Source organism: Microbacterium sp. (assembly GCF_049650565.1).
In the GTDB taxonomy this organism is placed as follows: domain Bacteria; phylum Actinomycetota; class Actinomycetes; order Actinomycetales; family Microbacteriaceae; genus Microbacterium.
The window spans coordinates 35,083-56,202 of sequence record NZ_JBASAK010000089.1 but is presented as its reverse complement, the minus strand read 5'-3'; the positions used below and the strand labels follow the sequence as shown (position 1 = coordinate 56,202).

Sequence of the window (21,120 nt, the reverse complement as noted above, 5' to 3'; positions counted from 1 at the left end):
GCGGGGCGTGGCGTGAGGGATCTCCTCACACCACGCCCCGCCGCTCGTCGTATGTCTGTAACTTCTCCGGCATGAGCACAATTGAAGGGCTGATCCGAACAGCCGTCCGCACCGAACTACAGCAGCTCGAGGAACGACTGACAGCCGTGATCAGGGCCGAGATCGCCGCGGCCGCGCGCGACGTGTCGTGTCGGCCGGCCAGCACGACGCGTCTCGCGGATCCTCGCGACGCGTCATCGGGCGTCTGGTTGACGACTGCGGAAGCGGCGGCGCTACTTGCGCTCAGCCCCAAGACGTTGGCGAACTGGCGGGCGCTTGGGCAGGGGCCGGCTTATCGCCGCGCTGGTCGGGTTGTGCGTTACGACCGTGCCGTGGTTGGAGAGTTCATGGTGTGAGGCATCATGGCGAGCATGACCACCGTCGTTCGCTTGTATTCGATCCCTGACACTGCTGACCTCCTGGCCGTCTCACGCGCTACTGTCTACCGGCTCATCCGAGCGGGGGAGCTACGCGCCGTCACACGAACCATCATGCGTATTCGCGCCGACGACCTTCAGGCCCACGTCGACGCGATGCCGACCGTTCGCACGGCGGTGCAGTCATGATCCAGTCATGATCACTGGCAGTTGAACGTCGATTGAGGGTTATCGGCGGGGAACTGGGATCCCTGATCCTGCCGCATGATTCCGCGGTGGGGGGATGTCAGGTTAGATGTGGGGCAGAGCGTGGAATTAGCTTCGAAGTACCAATGGGTTCAGGGTTCAAGTCCCTGGGGGTGCACGGACAGGCTCCGGATACTCTCGCCAGTATCCGGGGCCTTTCTGCTTCTTCGGCTCAGAGGCCTTGCGCCATGAGTGCAGCGGCATCCTCCACGGTGTCGACCAGGTGCACGTGCGGCTGCATGGCACGGCCACGGGCGAGCGCCTTCAGCAGCGGCCAGGCCGGGTATGTCCGCGTCCAGTACTCCTTGCCCACCAGCACCATCGGCGCGGTGGAGGACTCGTCGGCGTAGTAGTTCTCGCAGGCGTCCTGGAAGATCTCCTGCACGGTGCCGCCCACGCCGGGCAGGAACACGATGCCCGCCTGGCAGATCTCCAGCAGGATCGCCTCGCGCTGCGCGTTGCGGAAGAACTTCGCGATCGCGCTCGCGAACGCGTTGGGCGGCTCGTGGCCGTAGTGCCAGGTGGGAATGCCGAGCGAGTCCGCGCCGTGCGGGAACAGTTCGCGCACGGAGAATGCCGCCTTCACCCAGTCGTCGATGCTGGGCCTGAAGGCCGGCGCCCGGGCCAGCACGCGCAGGGCCTCATCCACGGCATCCGGGCTCTCGCGCGCCAGATAGGCGCCGAGGTTCACCGCCTCCATCGCGCCGGGGCCGCCGCCGGTGGCGACCGTGTGGTTCTGCGCGAGCATCCGCCCCAGCCGGGCGCCGTCGGCGTAGCCGACGCCGCCGCGCACCGCGTCGTGCCCGCCCATCACTCCCACCAGGCGCCTGCCGTGGATCCACCGCTCCAGCGACAGGCCGATGCTGTGGTCGTGCAGGGACTCCGCCAGTGCTCCATCGCCGTCGGCTCCCACGCGCTGCGACCAGGCGTAGACGCGGGCGTCGAAGCTCTGCGCGTAGTCGGCTGCGTCGTACAGCTCGTCGGGCGTGTACAGCGCGGCGCGATACGTATCCACGGGGGAGTCGGGCACGGTGGGGAAGACCACCGCGCCCCGCGCACGCACGAAGTCTTCGTCGTCGTCCTGCAGCCTGCACCCCAGGAACAGGGCGCCGGCCACCTCCACCGAGCGCAGGGCCCGACCACGGGCGCTCAGGTCCAGGGATCGCAGCCGCCAGCCCGACAGCGATCGCGCACCCGAGGAGAGCCGTCGGTCGAAGTCCTGCAGGGAGTCGACGTTGATGACCTGGCCGCGTGTACGCCTCATGCCTCGAGATTACGGGCGGGACTCTTCCGCCTGCCGCGACGCGGTGACATCATGGCGAAGAGGAGGTTGTCATGATCGAGCTCGAGGATGTCGACACCGACGAGGACGGCGCGCTGACCGCCGACGTCGAACTGCCCGGTGGCCGCCGCGTCACCGTCGAGTACGAGTTCGACGAGGAGTTCGAGCGCGACGACGATGACGACGAAGGCGACGACGAGGAGGACGACTACGTCGAGCGCGAGGACCTGCCGGACCTCGAGACCATGCGCGCGACCGTGCAGCACGCGCTGTCGCGCCTGAGCAGGGAGATCCTCGACGCACGAGAAGGCGAGGTCGTCGACGAACTGGTGGAGGCTTCGGCCGAGGACGACGACGAGGTGGACCTCGAGCAGGCCCGCCGCGCGCTGGCCGAGGACATCGCGCTGGATGGCGTGGTGGTGTTCGGAGACGGCGGCATGACGCTGCTGTACATCGCTCCGGAGGAGTACCCGGACCTGATCATCTACTGCCTGCTCGACGAGGACCTCGAGATCGACGACCTCATGGTCGAGTAGCGCTCATGCGACGCGGATGACTTCTCCGCCGGTCAGCGAGCACAGCTGCGCGAAGGTCAGCGGCATGACGGTGTGCGGCGTGCCACCGGCGGTCCACACCTCGTCGTAGGCTCGCAGGGCTTCATCCAGGTAGGTGCGCAGCGGAGCCGGATGCCCGACCGGTGCCACGCCGCCGATGGCCTGGCCGGTGGCCTCGCGGACCATCGAGGCAGACGCCATGGACACGGCATCCGCTCCCACGCTGTGCGCGAGCACCGCGAGGTCGACGCGGTGCGCGCCGCTGGTCATCACGAGGATCGGCTCGTCGTCGGCCGTCAGCACCAGGCTGTTGGCGATGGCTCCCACCTCGCAGCCGATGGCGGATGCCGCGAGCGCCGCCGTGCGGGCGGAATCCGGCAGAACCCGGATGCCGCTTTCGATTCCGGCTGCCACCAGGTGCTCCTGGACGATGCGACTGCGCGCGGGCAGCTCCTCGGCTGTGGTCATCTTCGACTCCTCGACTCGGGCGCCGCTCAGGCGGCGTCACCCACGAGGATAGCGGCGGCGTCGTCCACCTCGGGGGAGCCTGCGTCGTCGATGTGCGCGAGTGCCCGGCGGCCCAGCAGGATCGTGAGCGCCGCGACCAGCACGGATGCTGCGGCGAACAGGTACGGCACGGTGTCGCCGTAGGCGTGGGCGAAGGCAGCCGCCACAGGGGGTGCCATCGCCCCGCCGACGAAGCGCACGGCGGAGTACGCCGACGAGGCGACAGCGCGGGGCAGGTCGGTGGACTCCATCACGGCCTCGGTCAGCACCGTGTTCATCACACCCAGCAGCAGGCCGCCGACGATGATGCAGATCACCAGCGCCATGGCGCTCGCCACGACCAGCCCGGCGACGACGAGGTCGATGGCGAGCAGCGGGAGGACGACGAGCATGACGGCGGTGCGGGAGATCCGGCGCATGAGGGCGGGAGCCACCCACACGCTGGTGATGGCGAGTGCCACTCCCCAGCCGAAGAACGTGAAGCCGATACCCATGGCGCCGAAGCCCAGCGGGAACGGCGAGAACGCCAGCAGCACGAAGAAGCCGATGTTGTAGAACAGCGCGGCGACGGCCAGGATCGCCAGTGCAGGGCGGCCCAGGGCGCGGAACGGAGCGGAGAACGGCATCGGCTCACGCTTCTCGCCGTCGCCTCGGACCAGCGCCAGCACGGCGATGAAGCCGATGGCCATCAGCACCACCACGCCGAAGAACGGGCCGCGCCAGCTCATCTCGCCGAGGAACCCGCCCAGCAGCGGGCCGACCGCGATGCCCAGGCCGAGGGCCGCCTCGTACAGCACGATGGCCGCGCCGCTGCCGCCGGTGGCGGCGCCGACGATGGTGGCCAGTGCCGTGGAGATGAACAGCGCGTTGCCCAGGCCCCAGCCGGCGCGGAAGCCGATGACGCCGTCCACGCTGCCACTCATCGCGCACAGCAGGGCGAACACGACGATCAGGCCGAGACCGGCCAGCAGCGTGGCCTTGGCGCCGATGCGGCTGGAGACCCAGCTGGTGATGAGCATGGCCAGGCCCGTCACCAGCAGGTAGCTGGTGAACAGCAGTTCGGTCTGCACAGGGGTGGCCTGCAGCGACTCCGCGATGGCGGGGAGGATCGGGTCGACCAGGCCGATGCCCATGAAGGCGACGACGCAGGCGAATGCGACCGCCCAGACCTGTGCGGGCTGCTTCCAGACCGATCCCTGTGGTGTTCCGCTCATGCGGGTGCTCCTGTCGTGGTGGGTTCCTGTGCGTGTGCGGCGAGGATGCCGGCGGCGCGCCGCAGCACGGCCCACTCCTCCTCGTCGAGGTCTGCGAAGCGCGGTGCGAGCGTGTCGCGCATCTCGGCGCGCCATGCCCGCAGGTGGGCGAGGCCCCCGTCGGTCGCGTCGACGAGTGTCGCGCGGGTGTCGGCAGGATCGGTGGAGCGGGAGACGAGGCCCGCCTGCTCCAGCATGCCGACCAGCCGCGTCATGCCCGGCTGCGTGGTGCGGGCAGCCAGCGCCAGGGCGCCGATCCTCATCCCGCCCTGCCGCTCCAGGATGCTGAGGGCGCGCCACTGCGCGGACGGCGCGTCGTTGCCGGCATCCTGCGCGGCGAACCGCGCGAGAGCGTGGGCGGCCATCACGATCGAGGGGATCACATCCGCGTTTTGCATACCAACGAGTATATATCAAACGGTATGTATTGAGGTCGGGGAGTCGCGGCCTTCGCGACGTCCACCGCGCGGCCTCGCGTCGTATCCGACCGGGCCGGGACGGCCGGCGATGCTGGAACCGTGTCACCGGCGTATCGTCGATGGTGTCGGTAGCTGTCGCGCAATGCAGCGGGATCGCGAGGTCGCGGCTGAGCTGGACGCCGAGGTGGTCGCCGGGGAGCCGAAGAGCGCAGATGAGCTGATCGGCCTTCGGGACCTGCTCCGCGGAAGGACGGCCGCGCCGCCCGTGCGCCGAGATCGGCCCATCGTGCTCGACGGCACGCATCCATCACCCGGGCACTGCACCCGGACGCCACGGAAGGGGCCGCACGATGATCGAACAGGATCTCGCCGGACGGCGGGCCATCGTCACGGGAGGAGCGAGCGGAATCGGCCTCGCGTGCGCGCAGGAGTTCGCGCGCCGCGGCGCGCACGTGACCATCGCCGATCTGAACGCGCAGGCGGCCTCGACCGCGGCCGAGGAGATCGGCGGCAAGGTGTGGGAGGTCGACCTCTCCGACACGAGCGTGCTGGAGGGCGGCCCGCACGGTGTCACCAGCAACTGCATCAACCCCGGGTACGTGCGCGCTCCGCTGGTCGAGAAGCAGATCGCCGACCAGGCGCGCGTGCACGACATCCCGGAGAGCGAGGTGGTGGAGCGGGTCATGCTCACCGAGAGCGCCATCAAGCACCTGGTGGAGGCGACGCAGGTCGCGTCCCTGGCCGGCTGGCTGGTGTCGGATGCCGCAGGCATGGTCACCGGCGCCTCGTACACGATGGACGGCGGATGGAGCGCCCGGTGACTGGCGCACGTCCGTCGCGCGATCGGCATCCCGCCTGCGGCTGGTCGCGTACGCGGGCGACTGCCGGGTCGGCGGGATGGCGCCGCTGATCCGCGCCGAGCCGGGGCTGACTCAGCGCCGCGCGCCGGCGATGCGCGACGACAGCTGGTGCGCGTGCGCGAGCAGGGTGCGGCCGAGCTGCGGCATCCGGTCGGGGCCGAAGCGGAACTCCGCACCGGTCAGACTCAGAGCCCATTCGGCGCGGCCCTCCCGGTTGAACACCGCGGCGCCGATACCCCAAGAGCCCTCCACGATCAGGCCCGGGTTGATGGCGTAGCCGCGGGCCTTGGTCTCGGCCAGGCGCCTGCGCAGCGGGGCAGGGCCGTGCGGGGCTCCCCAGCGCTGTTCCAGCTCGGGGTGGCGCTCCAGATAGGCATCCATATCGTGGGCGGGCAGGAACGACAGGATCGCGATGCCGGCACTGGCGACGCCGAGCGGGAAGCGGATTCCCTCGCTGAGCACGAACGAGCGGATCGGGAACGGGCCCTCCTCGCGGATCAGGCACACGGTCTCGTCCGCCCGCCGCGCGGAGAGGAACGCGCTCTCCTCGGTCTGCACAGCCAGCGACCGCACGATGTCGCGGGCGAGCTCGGTCACGTCATAGCGCGAGGCCGCGACGGTTCCCATCAGGTACAGCTCCGGACCGGGGGTCCAGCGCGAGGTCACCGGGTCCTGGTCCACCAGCCCCTCCACGCGCAGCGCGGTCAGCAGCCGATGAGCCGTGGAGCGGCTGAGTCCGGCATCCGCCGCCAATCGGTGCAGGGCAGCGCCGTCGGCCGTGGCCGAGACCAGCCGCAGCAGCGACGATGCGCGGGCGATGGCCTGCGCGCCGGGTACCGTGCGGCGACTGGGGGAGGATGATTCCATAATGTGGACGCTAGTCGGATCTGTGACCACATCGCAAGCATCCGCTTGCCGCTCCCACGCGATGCGACGGATGCTGGAGGGGAACCATCACGAAGGAGTGACCTGTGATCGACAAACAGTTCGCAACAGCGGCCGAGGCCGTCGCCGACATCCCCGACGGCGCCTCTCTCGCCGTCGGAGGCTTCGGACTCTCGGGCAACCCGATGATCCTCATCGAGGCGCTGCTCGCCCAGGGGACCACGGGCCTGAGCGTCGTCAGCAACAACTGCGGCGTGGACGACTGGGGGCTGGGCGTGCTGCTGGGCGCGCAGCGCATCCGCAAGATGACCTCGTCGTACGTCGGCGAGAACAAGGAGTTCGAGCGGCAGTTCCTCGAGGGCGACCTCGAGCTCGAACTCACCCCGCAGGGCACCCTGGCCGAGAAGCTGCGCGCCGGCGGTTCCGGCATCGCCGCGTTCTACACGCAGACCGGCGTCGGCACGCAGGTCGCCGAAGGGGGTCTGCCGCGCCGGTACAACGCCGACGGCACGATCGCCGTCGCCTCCCCGGTCAAGGAGACCCGCACCTTCGACTTCCACGGCCAGCCGCGGGAGTTCGTGCTGGAGGAGTCCATCACCACCGACTTCGCGCTCGTGCACGCGCTGAAGGGCGACCGGCACGGCAATCTCGTCTTCAACATGGCCGCCCGCAACTTCAACCCGCTGGCAGCCATGGCCGGCCGCGTGTGCATCGCGCAGGTCGAGCAGCTGGTCGAGCCCGGCGAGCTGCCGCCGGATGCCGTGCACCTGCCGGGCGTGTTCGTGCATCGCGTCGTGGAGGTCGGCTCCGGCATCGAGAAGCGCATCGAACGGCGCACCGTCAAGGGAGGGAACTGATCATGGCACTCACCCGTGAGGAGATGGCGGTCCGCGCCGCGCAGGAGCTGACCGACGGCTCGTACGTCAACCTCGGCATCGGACTGCCCACCAAAGTGCCCAACCACGTGCCCGACGGCGTCACCGTCGTGCTGCAGTCCGAGAACGGCATCCTCGGCGTCGGGCCGTACCCGACCGAGGAGGATGTCGACGCCGACCTGATCAATGCGGGCAAGGAGACCGTCACGCTGCTTCCCGGCGCGGCGTTCTTCGACTCCGCCACCAGTTTCGGCATGATCCGCGGCGGCAAGATCGACACCGCCATCCTCGGGGCCATGCAGGTGTCCGCGACCGGCGACCTGGCCAACTGGATGATCCCCGGCAAGATGGTCAAGGGGCCCGGCGGTGCGATGGATCTCGTGCACGGGGCCGGACGCGTGATCGTCCTGATGGAGCATGTCGCCAAGGACGGCTCCGCCAAGATCGTGAACGAGTGCTCCCTGCCGCTGACCGGGCGAGGAGTGGTCGACCGCATCATCACCGACCTCGCCGTGATCGACGTCACCCCCGAGGGACTCGTGCTCATGGAGACAGCACCAGGGGTGAGCGTGCAGGATGTCATCGACGCCACCGAGCCGGCGCTGACCGTCTCGGAGAATCTGGAGGAGAAGTCATGAGCGACATCGTCATCGTCGCAGCAGCCCGCACCCCGCAGGGGCGACTCAAGGGACAGCTGGCATCGTTCACCGCGCCGCAGCTGGGATCGTTCGCGATCCGCGGCGCCCTGGAGCGGGGCGGAGTCGCGCCGGGCGACGTGGATGCCGTCATCATGGGTCAGGTGCTGGCGGCCGGCTCCGGCCAGAACGCCGCGCGCCAGGCCGCCATCGGGGCAGGCATCGGCTGGGATGTTCCCTCCAGCTCGGTGAACAAGGTGTGCCTGTCGGGCATGACCGCCGTCATCGACGCCTACCGGATGATCAGCCTGGGAGACGCCACGACGGTCGTCGCCGGCGGCATGGAGTCCATGACCCGCGCGCCGCACCTGCTGATGGGCTCCCGCGACGGGTGGTCGTACGGCACCGTCGAGGTGCTCGACCACATGGCGTACGACGGGCTCACCGACGCCTACGACCGCGAGAGCATGGGCGCCTCCACTGAGCGGCAGAACCCGCGCTACGAGATGACCCGCGAACTGCAGGATGCCGTCGCGGCGCTCTCGCACCAGCGCGCGGCCGTCGGGCAGTCCTCAGGGGCCTTCGACGCCGAGATCGTGCCGGTCACCGTGCAGCCCCGCAAGGGCGATCCGGTCGTGCTCACCAAGGACGAGGGCGTGCGGCCGGACACCACCGTGGAGACGCTCGCGAAGCTGCGCCCGGCCTTCGCCGAGGGCGGCACCATCACCGCCGGAAACTCCTCGCAGATCTCCGACGGCGCGGCTGCGGTCATCGTCACCACCCGTACGAACGCCGAGGCGAAGGGGTGGCCGGTGCTGGCGGTCATCGGCGCCAACGGACAGGTCGCCGGCCCCGACAACTCGCTGCAGGCGCAGCCGGCCAGGGCCATCGAGAAGGCGCTGTCCAAGCAGGGCATCACTGCCGCCGACCTCGACCTCGTCGAGATCAACGAGGCCTTCGGCGCCGTGGTCGCGCGCTCGCAGCAGGAGCTGGGGCTGTCGAGCGACATCGTCAACGTGCACGGCGGCGGCATCGCCATCGGTCATCCGATCGGCGTCAGCGGCACGCGCCTGATCGTGCACCTCGCGCACGAGCTCGCGAAGCGCGGCTCGGGCACCGCGGTCGCGGCCCTCTGCGGCGGCGGCGGCCAGGGCGAGGCGCTGGTCCTCACGCGCTGAGACGACTGCGACGCTTCGACGGGCTCAGCGACCCAGTCATAGCGGTCCCTGAGCCTGTTGAAGGGTCGTCGCCCCGTCAGTGCCTGGCGGCCTTGGCGGACTTCTCGGTCTCCTTGGTGGCCTTCTCCGCGGCCCTCAACTGCTTCTTCGCCCGCTTGGACTGCTTCGGAGCCAGCGGCGAGTCCGGCGCCACTGCGATGCCGTGTGCGTCGCGGCGGATGTCCACGGCGGCGCCGATGGCCAGGGCGAGGGTGATGCCCCAGCTCAGCCACGCCAGCACAGCGCGCCAGGTGATGGGGGCGTCGCGGGTGCCGCGCAGCAGTGACATTCCGGCCGTGATGGCGCCGATGAGTCCGGTGCTGAAGAGATACCGCATGGAATCACGTTAGCCGAGGTCCTCGCCCGCACGGGTAGACTGTCCGCAGTTCCGACTGTGTATCTACCGGCCGCCGGCTTCCCGGCGGACAGCGGCGGCACCCGACCCGGCGTCGGTCAGACGCCCGAGAGCCATGACACAGATCTCCTCCTCACCGAGCCTGCTCCGACTTGCGGGCCTGCCGTACTTCCTCATCGCGTTCGTCGCGAGACTGCCGTTCGCGATGATGGTCGTGGGCGTGCTGACGATCGTCGTCAGCGTGCGCGAGTCCCTCGCCCTGGGCGGTCTCACCTCCGCCGTCGTGGGTCTCGGCACCGCGCTGGTCGGCCCGTTCCTGGGCGCCGCCGCCGATCGCTACGGCCAGCGACTGGTGCTGGTGGCCGCGGCCGTGCTGAACTCGACGATGCTGGCAGCGTTCGCCCTGGTCGTCTACAGTCCGGCCGGCGACGCCCCGGTGCTGCTGGTGGCGTTCGCGATCGGCGCCACCGCGCCGCAGGTCTCGCCGATGTCCCGTTCGCGACTGGTCACCATCATCGACGAGCGGATGCCGGAGTCCCGGCGCGCGCGCACGACTTCGGCCACCATGTCCTACGAATCCGCCGCGGACGAGTCCGTGTTCGTGTTCGGCCCCTTCCTGGTGGGCGCGCTCGCGTCGTTCATCGCTCCCTGGGCGCCGATGGTGCTGGCATCCGCACTGACGCTGCTGTTCGTCGGCGCGTTCGCGCTGCATCCCACCGGCAGGCACGTGTCCATCACGCGAGCCGCAGACGGCAGCGCGCCCTCGGCGGCATCCGAGCTGTTCCGGCCGGTGCTGCTGGTGGTGGTCGCCGGCATCTTCGGCGTGGGGCTCTTCTTCGGCTCCACGCTCACCGCGCTGACCTCGTTCATGGCCGATCGGGGACTCCCCGAACAGGCGGGTCTCCTGTACGGCGTGATGGGCATCGGCTCCGCGATCCTCGCGCTCGGCGTGGCATGGCTGCCGCCCCGGTTCACGCTGCACGCCCGGTGGGTGTTCTTCGGCAGCATCCTGTTGATCGGCTCCGTGCTGGTGGCCACGGCATCCGAGGTCTGGATGATCGCGCTGGCACTGGCCATCCTGGGCATCGGCGTGGGCCCCGTGCTGGTCACGCTGTACAGTCTGGGCGCCGCACGCAGCCCGCTGGGCCGCTCCGCCACGGTGATGACCATGCTGGGGTCGGGCGTCGTCGTCGGCCAGGCCGCGGCAGCGGCCGTCACCGGCGCGCTGGCCGAGGGCGTCGGAACGTCCGCGTCGCTGCTCATGCCGTTGGCGGCATCCGTCGTGGTCGTGCTCTGCGGCATCCTCAACCGTTTCCTGTCAGCCGTCCGGCGCTGAGCATCGGATGCCTCTGTAGCCTGGAGGCACTGAGCAGAGGAGCCCTATGGTTGCCGCAGAATTCGTCGTCGTCGCCAACAGGCTGCCCGTCGACCGAGTCGTCACCGCTGACGGCGAGGAGATCTGGCGCACGTCGCCGGGCGGACTGGTGGCGGCATTGGAGCCGATGATGCACAGTGTCGACGGCGCATGGGTGGGCTGGGCGGGCATGCCCGACCTGGAACTCGCGCCGTTCACGGCCGACGGCATCCGCCTGCTGCCCGTGCCGCTGTCCGCGAGCGAGATCCAGCTGTACTACGAGGGCTTCTCCAACGACACGATCTGGCCGCTGTACCACGACGTGATCGCCCCGCCTCAGTTCCACCGGGAGTGGTGGGATGCGTACGTCACCGTGAACCTGCGCTTCGCCGAGGCCGCAGCAGCGGCCGTCGCGAAGGGCGGCACCGTCTGGGTGCACGACTACCAGCTGCAGCTGGTGCCGGAGATGGTGCGCAACCTGCGGCCCGACGTCACGATCGGATACTTCCACCACATCCCGTTCCCCGCGCACAGCCTGTACGCGCAGCTGCCGTGGCGGGATCACGTGCTGCGCGGCCTGCTGGGCGCCGATGTGATCGGCTTCCAGCGCGCGCAGGACTCCGCCAATTTCATCGCCGCCGTCAAACGCAGACTGGGATACGAGACGAAGGCGGCGCTGGTCGCCATTCCCGGCGGCCGCCACGTGCACGTGAAAGCCTTCCCCATCTCCATCGACACCACGCCGTACCGTGAGCTGGCGCGCCGCCCGGACATCCGCGCGCGCGCCGCCGAGATCCGTGCCGGCCTGGGCAACCCGAAGCACATCCTGCTGGGCGTGGACCGGTTGGACTACACCAAGGGCATCCGCCACCGGATCAAGGCGTACGGCGAGCTGCTGGATCAGGGGCGCATCTCGGTCGAGGACGCGACGTTCATCCAGGTCGCCAGTCCCAGCCGGGAGCGCGTGGACGCCTACGTGCACCTGCGCGACGAGGTGGAGCTGGCGATCGGACGCATCAACGGCGATCACGACACGCTGGGGCACACCGCCATCCGCTATCTGCATCAGGGCTTCCCGCGTGAGGAGATGGTGGCGATGTACCTGGCCGCTGACGTGATGCTCGTCACAGCCCTGCGGGACGGCATGAACCTCGTCGCCAAGGAGTACGTCGCCACGCGCGCCGACAACCGCGGAGTGCTCGTCCTCAGCGAGTTCACGGGGGCGTCCGACGAGCTCAAGCAGGTGGTGCGCGTGAACCCGCACGACATCGAGGGAATGAAGGACGCCATCGTCGCAGCGCTGGAGATGCCTCGAGAGGAACAGGCCAGGCGCATGCGATCGCTGCGCAAGCGCGTGCTCGAGCACGACGTCGACGCCTGGTCGCGCTCGTTCCTGAAGGCGCTCGAGCACGCCGCAGCCCACCGCCAACACCCCCATGAGCAGGAGCAGGCATGACCCGCCGCTGGATCGCTTCCACGCCTGATGCCGCCGTCAGCGCCATCGCCCGCACGCCCGTGCTGCTGGTGGCGCTGGACTTCGACGGCACCGCATCCCCGCTGGTGCCCGATCCGATGCAGGCCAGGGCGCTGCCCTCCGTCGCTGCCGCGGTGGCGCGGCTGGCCCTCCTGCCCGACACCGTGGTCGCCTACGTGTCCGGTCGCAGCCTGGTGCATCTGCGGGAGATCGCCGAGCACGACGACGACTCGCCGGTGATCCTGGCGGGCTCCCACGGCGCGCAGTACTGGTTCCCCGGCGAGGGCGAGGCGGATGCCGGTGAGACGACCCAGGAGCGCGAGCTGCGCGAGTCGCTGTTCGACGAGCTGGAGCCGCTGCTCGAGCAGTACCCCGGCGTGGAGCTGGAGCGCAAGACGTTCGGCGTGGGAGTGCACGGCAGACCCGCCGATCCGGCCGTGGAGCGGGCGGCGTTCTCCGCCGTCGATGAGGTGATGGCCCGCAGAGCGGCGCGGTGGCGGCGGCGCACCGGGGACCGCATCCTGGAGTTCTCCTCGAGGCAGGAGGGCAAGGACGCCGCGATCCGGGCGCTGCGCGATCGCACCGGCGCAACCGGCATCCTCTTCGCCGGGGACGATGTGACGGACGAGGACGCCCAGCGCGTGCTGGAGGACGGCGATCTCGGCGTGCGCGTGGGGGAGGGGCAGACCGCGGCGACGCTGCGCGTGGATTCCCCGCAGCAGATCGCCGAGCTTCTCGGCGTCATCGCGGCCGAACGCGCCACGGGGCGGGAATAGACTGCCGTCATGTCCACCCGAGAAGACCCCTCCGGCGCGCCCGGCGCGCATCCCGAAATCGACATCAAGCCGCGCAGCCGCGTCGTCACCGACGGCATCGAGGCCACCACATCCCGCGGAATGCTCCGTGCCGTCGGCATGGGCGACGCGGACTGGGACAAGCCCCAGATCGGCATCGCGTCGAGCTGGAACGAGATCACCCCGTGCAACCTGAGCCTGGACCGGCTCGCGCAGGCGGCGAAGGAGGGCGTGCACTCCGGCGGCGGCTACCCGTTGCAGTTCGGCACCATCTCCGTCTCGGACGGCATCTCGATGGGCCACGAGGGCATGCACTTCTCGCTGGTGTCGCGCGAGGTCATCGCCGACTCCGTCGAGACCGTGATGATGGCCGAGCGCCTCGACGGCAGCGTGCTGCTGGCCGGCTGCGACAAGTCCATCCCCGGAATGCTGATGGCCAGCGCGCGCCTGGGCCTGTCCAGCGTGTTCCTGTACGCCGGCTCCATCGCCCCGGGCTGGGTGAAGCTCTCGGACGGCACCGAGAAGGACATCACGATCATCGACTCCTTCGAGGGCGTCGGCGCGTGTCGTGCCGGCCGCATGACCGAGGAGGACCTCAAGCGCATCGAGTGCGCGTTCGCTCCCGGCGAGGGCGCCTGCGGCGGCATGTACACCGCCAACACCATGGCGTCGATGGCCGAGGCGCTCGGTCTCAGCATCCCCGGCTCCGCCGCCCCGCCTGCGGCCGATCGCCGTCGCGACTACTTCGCGCACCGCTCCGGTGAGGCCGTCGTCAACCTGCTCCGTCTGGGGATCACCACCAAGGACATCCTCACCAAGGAGTCGTTCGAGAACGCCATCTCGCTGCTGATGGCACTGGGCGGTTCCACCAACGCAGTGCTGCACCTGCTGGCCATCGCCAACGAGGCGGGCGTCGAGCTGAGCCTGCACGACTTCAACCGCATCGGCGACAAGGTCCCGCACGTGGGCGACCTCAAGCCCTTCGGCCAGTACGTCATGAACGACGTCGACCGGCACGGCGGCATCCCGGTGATCATGAAGGCGATGCTCGACGAGGGCTACCTGCACGGCGACGCGCTGACCGTCACCGGGAAGACGCTCGCCGAGAACCTGAAGGAGCTGGACCCCGACCCCATCGACGGCGAGGTCATCCGCACCTTCGACAACCCCATCCACGGCACCGGCGGCATCACGATCCTGCACGGCTCGATGGCTCCCGAGGGCGCTGTCGTGAAGACCGCAGGCTTCGACGCGGCGGTGTTCGAGGGCCCGGCACGCGTGTTCGAGCGCGAGCGCGCGGCCATGGATGCGCTGGCCGATGGCGACATCAAGGCCGGCGACGTGGTCGTCATCCGCTACGAGGGCCCCAAGGGCGGCCCCGGCATGCGCGAGATGCTGGCCATCACCGGAGCCATCAAGGGCGCGGGGCTCGGAAAAGATGTACTACTCTTGACGGACGGACGATTCTCAGGCGGCACAACCGGCCTGTGCATCGGCCACATAGCACCCGAAGCGGTGGACGCAGGTCCCATCGCCTTCGTGCGCGATGGTGATCTGATACGGGTCGATATCGCGGCTCGCTCCCTCGAGCTACTCGTCGAGGAGGCAGAGCTGAGCTCCCGCCGTGAGGGATGGGAGCCCCTTCCTCCGCGCTATACCCGTGGCGTCCTCGCCAAGTTCGCTCGCCTCGTGCGCTCTGCCTCGCAGGGCGCCGTCACCGGCTGATCCTCGGATCGGACCGGGTCGCTCTGCCTCGCAGGCTTGGAACTCATCAGATCATCTAGGAAAGACATGACTCCTCCCGATTCCGCAACCGCCGTGCCGCGGCCGCCGGCTCGTACCGCGTCCGCTCCCGAGATCTCGGGAGCGGAGGCGGTGGTCCGGTCGCTCGAGAACCTGGGCGTGACCGATGTATTCGGTCTGCCCGGCGGCGCGATCCTCCCCGTGTACGACCCGCTGATGGATGCCTCGAACCTGCGGCACGTCCTCGTGCGGCATGAGCAGGGCGCCGGTCACGCGGCGGAGGGATACGCGTCGGCATCCGGGAAGGTCGGCGTGTGCATCGCCACCTCCGGTCCTGGAGCGACCAACCTGGTCACCGCGATCGCCGACGCGTACATGGACTCCGTGCCGATGGTCGCGATCACCGGCCAGGTCTTCTCCACGCTGATGGGAACGGATGCCTTCCAGGAGGCCGACATCGTGGGCATCACGATGCCGGTCACCAAGCACTCCTTCCTGGTCAAGCGCGCGGCCGACATCCCCGGCGCCATCGCGGCGGCGTTCGAGATCGCCTCGACGGGCCGTCCCGGCCCGGTGCTCGTGGACATCACGAAGGACGCGCAGCAGGCGCTGGCGCCCTTCCACTGGCCGCCGAAGATGGACCTGCCCGGCTACCGCCCGGTGACCAAGGCGCACGGCAAGCAGATCCAGGCCGCGGCCGGCCTGCTCGCCGAAGCCAAGAAGCCGGTGCTGTACGTCGGCGGCGGCGTGATCCGCGGCCGCGCCTCCCAGGAGCTGCGCGTGCTGGCGGAGTCCACCGGTGCACCCGTGGTCACCACGCTGATGGCCCGCGGTGCGTTCCCCGACTCGCATCCGCAGCACCTGGGCATGCCCGGCATGCACGGCACCGTCCCCGCCGTGCTCGCGCTGCAGGAGGCCGACCTGATCGTCTCACTGGGAGCGCGGTTCGACGACCGCGTCACCGGCAAGGTGAAGCTGTTCGCCCCGCACGCGAAGATCGTGCACGTCGACATCGACCCGGCCGAGATCTCCAAGATCCGCACGGCCGACGTGCCGATCGTGGGCGATGTGCGCGACGTGCTGGTCGACCTGGACACCGCGTTCCGCGGCGTGATCGGAGGCGGCAGGCCCGACACCGAGGAGTGGTGGTCGTACCTCGACGGGCTGAAGTCGGAGTTCCCGCTGGGATTCACCGCCCCGACCGATGGCCTGATGTCGCCGCAGTACGTGATCCAGCGCATCGGCGAGCTGACCGGACCCGAGGCCGTGTATGCGGCGGGCGTCGGCCAGCACCAGATGTGGGCCGCGCAGTTCATCAAGTACGAGCGCCCCAACTCCTGGCTGAACTCCGGCGGCGCCGGCACCATGGGCTACTCGGTGCCCGCCGCGATGGGCGCGAAGGTCGCCGAGCCCGACCGAGTGGTGTGGTCGATCGATGGCGACGGATGCTTCCAGATGACGAACCAGGAGCTCGCGACCTGCGTCATCAACAACATCCCCATCAAGGTCGCCATCATCAACAACTCCTCGCTGGGCATGGTGCGCCAGTGGCAGACGCTGTTCTACAACGGACGCCATTCCAACACCGACCTGAACACGGGAGCAGGAACGGTCCGCATCCCCGACTTCGTCAAGCTCGCCGAGGCGTACGGCTGCCTCGCCATCCGCGTGGAGAGCGAGGACGAGGTGGATGCCGCGATCAAGCTGGCATTGGAGACGAACGACCGCCCGGTGGTGATCGACTTCGTCGTGAGCGCGGATGCCATGGTGTGGCCGATGGTCCCCCAGGGCGTCAGCAACAGCTACGTCCAGTACGCGCGCGACCACGCGCCGGCCTTCGACCAGGAGATCTGAATCATGGCATCGCATGTGCTGAGCCTGCTGGTGGAGGACACTCCCGGCATCCTGACCCGCGTGGCGGGGCTGTTCGCCCGCCGCGGGTTCAACATCGAGTCGCTCGCCGTGGGCGTGACCGAGGTGCCCGGCATCTCGCGCATCACGGTCGTCGTCGACGTCGAGGACCTGCCGCTCGAGCAGGTCACCAAGCAGTTGAACAAGCTGATCAACCTGATCAAGATCGTCGAGCTCGAGCAGACCTCGTCGGTGCAGCGCGAGCACATGCTCATCAAGGTGCGCACCGACAACAACACCCGCTCGAACGTGCTCGAGGTCGTCAACCTGTTCCGCGCCTCGGTCGTCGACTACGCGCCGGACGCGCTGGTGATCGAGGTCACCGGCGACCAGGGCAAGGCGCAGGCGCTGCTGCGCGCGCTGGAGCCGTTCGGCATCAAGGAACTGGCCCAATCGGGACTGGTAGCCATCGGCCGCGGCGGCAAGAGCATCACCGAGCGCGTGCTGCGCGGCTGACCGCACCGTTCAAGACAACTGAACTTCTGGGTCCCTGAGCTTGTCGAAGGGCCCCGAAAAAACCACAACCAAGGAGAAACAACACCGTGAGCACCGAGATCTTCTACGACGACGACGCCGACCTCTCGATCATCCAGGGCAAGAAGGTCGCCATCGTCGGCTACGGCTCCCAGGGGCACGCGCACGCGATGAACCTGCGCGACTCGGGCGTCGAGGTCGCCGTGGCCCTCAAGGAGGGCTCCAAGTCCATCGCCAAGGCGGAGGAGGCCGGCTTCCCGGTCAAGACCGTCGCCGACGCCGCCGACTGGGCCGACGTCATCATGATCCTCGCGCCGGACCAGACCCAGCGCACGATCTACACGGAGTCCATCAAGGATCACCTCAAGCCCGGCAAGGTACTGGCCTTCGCGCACGGCTTCAACATCCGCTTCGGATACATCGAGGCGCCTGAGGGAGTCGACGTCATCCTCGTCGCCCCGAAGGCCCCCGGCCACACGGTGCGTCGCGAGTTCGTCGCCGGCCGCGGCACCCCCGACATCGTGGGTGTCGAGCGCGACGCCTCCGGCAGTGCCTGGGCCCTGGCCCTGTCATACGCCAAGGGCATCGGCGGCACGCGCGCGGGCGTCATCAAGACGACGTTCACCGAGGAGACCGAGACCGACCTGTTCGGCGAGCAGGCCGTGCTGTGCGGCGGTGTGAGCCACCTGGTCCAGGCCGGCTTCGAGACGCTCGTCGAGGCGGGCTACCAGCCGCAGATCGCCTACTTCGAGGTGCTGCACGAGCTCAAGCTCATCGTCGACCTCATGTGGGAGGGCGGTATCGCCAAGCAGCGCTGGTCTGTCTCCGACACCGCCGAGTTCGGCGACTACGTGTCGGGTCCGCGCGTCATCGACGCCGGAGTCAAGGCGCGCATGAAGGAGGTGCTGGACGACATCCAGTCCGGTGCCTTCGCCAAGCGATTCATCGACGACCAGGACAACGGCGCCAAGGAGTTCCTGGCACTTCGCGAGAAGGAGCAGGGGCACCAGATCGAGGCCACCGGCAAGGAGCTGCGCGCGCTGTTCGCCTGGAAGCAGAACGACGAGGACTACGTGGAGGGCTCGGCCGCGCGCTGATCCACGCACCTCGCCGAAGGGCGCACCGGAATCCACCGGGGCGCCCTTCGGTGTTCTCGGAGCTGCGGATGCCGTGATGGGCTACTGCAGCACGACGCCCTCGCCGACCACGCGCAGCGCCACGCGGCGACCGGGGCGGGTGAGCGCCGTGTTCCAGTGCCTGATCGTGATGCTCGGCGCATCCGGAGGCAGTCGGGGATCGGCATCGGCGCGGGGCTCCAGATGGATGCGCACCGAGCTCTCCGCACCGAAGTAGATGCCGTCCTCGACGGTGCCGCGCACGGGCGAGTTCGCGACGATCTGCACCTGTTCGGGGCGAAGCATAAGCTGCACGTGCCCCTGTGCGGGAGGGTTGCGCACCGGTACGAAGCCGAGCGCGCACGACGCCAGAGAGCCGTCCAGCCACGCATCCAGCACGATGGCGTCGCCGAGGAACTCCGCGACGCCGCGATCGACGGGGCGGGTGTACACGACGAACGGATGCCCGGTCTGCACGAGCTCCCCGTCGCGCATCACCGCCACCTGGTCGGCGAAGCTGAGCGCCTCGGACTGGTCGTGGGTGACGAGGATGGCCGTGGTGCCCGCCTGGGCGAGGATCTCCGACACCGCACGGCGGGTGGCGGCGCGCAGCCCGGTGTCCAGCGCGGAGAACGGCTCGTCCAGCAGCATCAGCTCGGGCTCGCGGGCCAGCGCGCGGGCGATGGCCACACGCTGCTGCTGCCCGCCGGAGAGCTGGTCGGGGCGGCGGGTGGCGAAATCCTGGGGCAGGGAGACGAGATCCAGCAGATCGCGGACGCGATGTCGGCGCTCAGAGCGGCTCAGATACTCCAGTCCGAACGCGATGTTGCGCGCGACGGTCAGATGCGGGAAGAGCCCGCCGTCCTGCGTGACGTAGCCGATGCCGCGGCGGTGCACGGGAACCCACGGCGCGCCGGGGCCGGCGACCTGCGTGTCGCCCAGGCGCACCTGCCCGCTGTCGGGTCGCGCGAAGCCGGCGATCACCCGCAGCAGAGTCGTCTTGCCAGACCCGGAAGCGCCGACGATCGCGGTGGTGCCGCCCTGCTGCACGGCCAGGTTCACGCCGTGCAGCACCTCGCGACCGCCGTAGGAGGCGGTGACGCCCTCGACCAGCAGGTGCGCGGTCGGGATGGAGCCGGTCCCCGGTGCGGGCACGGCGCCGATGGATCCGAGGTTGCGCGCGGTCATCAGCTGGTCGCCTTCGTCTTCGAGATGGTCGTGGACTGCCGGAACAGCAGGTATGTCATGGGCGCCGACAGCAGGATGAGCAGCAGCGCGTACGGCGCGGCGCCGGCGAAGTCGATCTCGCTGGACAGGCTCCAGAACCTGGTGGCCAGGGTCTGCACGCCGATGGGGGACAGCAGCAGCGTGGCGGTCAGCTCGCCGGCGATGGCGAGGAACACCAGCGCCAGTGCAGCGGCCGTCGAGGGGGCGACCAGGCGCAGCGTCACGCTGAAGAACGCCCGCGCCGGTGTGCGCCCCAGTGCCTGCGCGGCCTCCTCCAGCTGCGGCGGCGCCTGCGCGATGCCGGCCTGCAGCGGCACCAGCGCCCGCGGCAGATACAGCAGCGCGTAGGCGATCATCAGCAGCAGAGCGGTCTGGTACACCACCGGCACGAACGCCAGCGACACCGTCACCAGGGCGAGGGCCAGCACGATGCCGGGCATCGAGCTGGTGAAGTAGTTGGTGCGCTCCAGCATCCTGCTCATCCGTCCGGGATACCGCACCGCCAGCCACGAGAGCGGGAAGGCCGCGATGACGGTCAGGATGCCGCCGCCGAGGGCGAGACCCAGCGTCTGCATGAGTGAGGTGATCAGCTTGGGCGCCTGCCAGACTCCGGCACCGCCGAAGACCAGCCACCCGCCGATGACCACGGCCGGCACCCCCAGCGAGAGGCCTGCGACGGACGCCATCGCCAGCTGCGCCGGAGCATGCCACGGGCCGAGCCGGACGAGCGTGGGCGGCGCCACCGTGCCGGAGCCGATGCGGGCATACCGCGCGCGCCCGCGGGCCCGGCCCTCGAGTACGAGCAGCGCCAGGCACAGTACGGTGAGCACGCCCGCGAGCATGCTGCCCGCCGAGCCGTTGAACGTGGAGCGGTACTGATCCATGATCGCGGTGGTGAAGGTGTCGAAGCGGATCAGCGCGAACGCGCCGTACTCGCTCAGAAGGTGCAGGCCCACCAGCAGCGCGCCACCCAGCAGCGCGAGGCGCAGCTGGGGGATGACGGTGCCGAAGAACACCCGGACCGGGCCGCGGCCCAGGCTCGCGGCGGTCTGCTCGAGCGCGGGGTCCAGGCCCGCGAGGGCCGCACGCACGGGAAAGTACACCAGCGGGAAGTACGACAGCGTCGACAGCAGCACGCCCGAGGCCAGTCCCGCCATCGACGGGATGACGCTCACCCACGCGTACGAGTTCACGAACGCGGGGATGGCCAGGGGCATGGCGAGCACCGCTCCCCAGATCTCGCGCCCGGCGAGATCCGTCCGCTCGACCAGCCACGCTCCGCCCACCCCCAGCACGATCGACAGCGGCACCGCCAGCGCGACCAGCAGTGCGGTGTTCGTCAGCAGTTCACCGACCCTCGGGCGGAAGATCAGCGCGATCGACTCGTCCCAGCCGATCTGCATGGCCGTGGTGACCACGAACGTCAGCGGCAGCAGCGACAGTGCGGCGATGGCGATGCCGGCGAGGACGACGCCGAGGGGCGGGCGGTGCACTCGGGCGCCGCCCGCCCTCCCCGCGGTGGTG

22 protein-coding genes are annotated in these 21,120 nt (G+C 69.6%); 14 read left to right on the top strand and 8 right to left on the bottom strand.

What is annotated here, in order from left to right:
* Positions 1–71 precede the first annotated feature (71 nt).
* Entirely contained in the window at positions 72–395 is a 324-nt protein-coding gene (locus WA967_RS14390; protein WP_424423966.1) for a helix-turn-helix domain-containing protein, read from the top strand.
* Positions 396–410: 15 nt separating this feature from the next.
* Entirely contained in the window at positions 411–605 is a 195-nt protein-coding gene (locus WA967_RS14385; protein ID WP_424423964.1) for a helix-turn-helix domain-containing protein, read from the top strand.
* Between the two features lie 229 nt (positions 606–834).
* On the opposite strand, the gene WA967_RS14380 is transcribed toward WA967_RS14385, so the two are convergent.
* Positions 835–1,926 carry an LOG family protein gene (locus WA967_RS14380; RefSeq protein ID WP_424423961.1) on the bottom strand — a complete coding sequence of 364 codons (1,092 nt, stop codon included), beginning with the start codon at positions 1,924–1,926 and terminating at the stop codon, positions 835–837.
* Between the two features lie 71 nt (positions 1,927–1,997).
* Between WA967_RS14380 and WA967_RS14375 the strand changes: the two genes are divergently transcribed.
* Positions 1,998–2,480 (top strand): hypothetical protein, encoded by a 483-nt coding sequence (locus WA967_RS14375; protein WP_424423958.1) that lies wholly within the window; start codon positions 1,998–2,000, stop codon positions 2,478–2,480.
* A gap of 3 nt (positions 2,481–2,483) precedes the next feature.
* On the opposite strand, the gene WA967_RS14370 is transcribed toward WA967_RS14375, so the two are convergent.
* The 3 genes from WA967_RS14370 to WA967_RS14360 are packed head-to-tail and all read right to left on the bottom strand — an operon-like array spanning position 2,484 to position 4,656.
* On the bottom strand, positions 2,484–2,966 hold the full coding sequence (locus WA967_RS14370) for a YbaK/EbsC family protein (protein WP_424423955.1): 483 nt from the start codon (positions 2,964–2,966) through the stop codon (positions 2,484–2,486).
* Between the two features lie 26 nt (positions 2,967–2,992).
* On the bottom strand, positions 2,993–4,219 hold the full coding sequence (locus tag WA967_RS14365; RefSeq protein WP_424423952.1) for an MFS transporter: 1,227 nt from the start codon (positions 4,217–4,219) through the stop codon (positions 2,993–2,995).
* The gene (locus WA967_RS14360; protein ID WP_424423949.1) at positions 4,216–4,656 is read right to left on the bottom strand and encodes a MarR family winged helix-turn-helix transcriptional regulator; all 441 of its coding nucleotides are present in this window, start codon (positions 4,654–4,656) and stop codon (positions 4,216–4,218) included. Before WA967_RS14360 ends, WA967_RS14365 begins: the two co-directional genes overlap by 4 nt.
* Positions 4,657–5,027: 371 nt before the next feature.
* Here WA967_RS14360 and WA967_RS14355 point away from each other — a divergent pair, with 371 nt between their 5' ends.
* Entirely contained in the window at positions 5,028–5,498 is a 471-nt protein-coding gene (locus WA967_RS14355) for an SDR family oxidoreductase (RefSeq protein ID WP_424423947.1), read from the top strand.
* Positions 5,499–5,609: 111 nt separating this feature from the next.
* On the opposite strand, the gene WA967_RS14350 is transcribed toward WA967_RS14355, so the two are convergent.
* Positions 5,610–6,404: an IclR family transcriptional regulator gene (locus WA967_RS14350; protein ID WP_424423944.1), complete on the bottom strand. Its 795-nt coding sequence runs from the start codon at positions 6,402–6,404 to the stop codon at positions 5,610–5,612.
* A gap of 104 nt (positions 6,405–6,508) precedes the next feature.
* On the opposite strand from WA967_RS14350, the gene WA967_RS14345 reads away from it, so the two are divergent.
* From WA967_RS14345 to WA967_RS14335, 3 genes are read left to right on the top strand one after another with little or no spacing between them, the layout of a single operon-like run.
* Entirely contained in the window at positions 6,509–7,279 is a 771-nt protein-coding gene (locus WA967_RS14345) for a CoA transferase subunit A (protein ID WP_424423942.1), read from the top strand.
* Positions 7,280–7,281: 2 nt separating this feature from the next.
* A complete protein-coding gene (locus WA967_RS14340) occupies positions 7,282–7,935 on the top strand; it encodes a CoA transferase subunit B (RefSeq protein WP_424423939.1) in 654 nt (217 codons plus the stop codon).
* The gene (locus WA967_RS14335; protein WP_424423936.1) at positions 7,932–9,110 is read left to right on the top strand and encodes an acetyl-CoA C-acetyltransferase; all 1,179 of its coding nucleotides are present in this window, start codon (positions 7,932–7,934) and stop codon (positions 9,108–9,110) included. The genes WA967_RS14340 and WA967_RS14335 overlap by 4 nt, the downstream gene beginning before the upstream one ends.
* A gap of 76 nt (positions 9,111–9,186) precedes the next feature.
* On the opposite strand, the gene WA967_RS14330 is transcribed toward WA967_RS14335, so the two are convergent.
* Positions 9,187–9,486, bottom strand: coding sequence for a hypothetical protein (locus WA967_RS14330; protein ID WP_424423934.1), 300 nt, complete (start codon positions 9,484–9,486; stop codon positions 9,187–9,189).
* A gap of 133 nt (positions 9,487–9,619) precedes the next feature.
* On the opposite strand from WA967_RS14330, the gene WA967_RS14325 reads away from it, so the two are divergent.
* From WA967_RS14325 to ilvC, 7 genes are all read left to right on the top strand, one after another.
* Positions 9,620–10,840: an MFS transporter gene (locus tag WA967_RS14325; protein ID WP_424423931.1), complete on the top strand. Its 1,221-nt coding sequence runs from the start codon at positions 9,620–9,622 to the stop codon at positions 10,838–10,840.
* Positions 10,841–10,886: 46 nt separating this feature from the next.
* Positions 10,887–12,314 carry an alpha,alpha-trehalose-phosphate synthase (UDP-forming) gene (locus WA967_RS14320; RefSeq protein ID WP_424423928.1) on the top strand — a complete coding sequence of 476 codons (1,428 nt, stop codon included), beginning with the start codon at positions 10,887–10,889 and terminating at the stop codon, positions 12,312–12,314.
* Entirely contained in the window at positions 12,311–13,108 is a 798-nt protein-coding gene (gene otsB / locus WA967_RS14315) for a trehalose-phosphatase (RefSeq protein WP_424423926.1), read from the top strand. The genes WA967_RS14320 and otsB overlap by 4 nt, the downstream gene beginning before the upstream one ends.
* 9 nt (positions 13,109–13,117) lie before the next feature.
* Positions 13,118–14,851 (top strand): dihydroxy-acid dehydratase, encoded by a 1,734-nt coding sequence (gene ilvD / locus WA967_RS14310; RefSeq protein WP_424423924.1) that lies wholly within the window; start codon positions 13,118–13,120, stop codon positions 14,849–14,851.
* A gap of 66 nt (positions 14,852–14,917) precedes the next feature.
* On the top strand, positions 14,918–16,723 hold the full coding sequence (locus WA967_RS14305) for an acetolactate synthase large subunit (protein ID WP_424423921.1): 1,806 nt from the start codon (positions 14,918–14,920) through the stop codon (positions 16,721–16,723).
* 3 nt (positions 16,724–16,726) lie between these two features.
* Positions 16,727–17,236, top strand: coding sequence for an acetolactate synthase small subunit (gene ilvN, locus WA967_RS14300; protein WP_424423919.1), 510 nt, complete (start codon positions 16,727–16,729; stop codon positions 17,234–17,236).
* An 86-nt stretch (positions 17,237–17,322) separates the two neighbouring features.
* Positions 17,323–18,351 carry a ketol-acid reductoisomerase gene (ilvC, locus tag WA967_RS14295; RefSeq protein WP_424423916.1) on the top strand — a complete coding sequence of 343 codons (1,029 nt, stop codon included), beginning with the start codon at positions 17,323–17,325 and terminating at the stop codon, positions 18,349–18,351.
* A gap of 81 nt (positions 18,352–18,432) precedes the next feature.
* Here ilvC and WA967_RS14290 read toward each other — a convergent pair whose 3' ends face one another.
* Both WA967_RS14290 and WA967_RS14285 read right to left on the bottom strand, forming a co-directional pair.
* A complete protein-coding gene (locus WA967_RS14290; RefSeq protein WP_424423914.1) occupies positions 18,433–19,557 on the bottom strand; it encodes an ABC transporter ATP-binding protein in 1,125 nt (374 codons plus the stop codon).
* Entirely contained in the window at positions 19,557–21,089 is a 1,533-nt protein-coding gene (locus WA967_RS14285; protein WP_424423912.1) for an ABC transporter permease, read from the bottom strand. The genes WA967_RS14290 and WA967_RS14285 overlap by 1 nt, the downstream gene beginning before the upstream one ends.
* Positions 21,090–21,120: the final 31 nt, after the last annotated feature.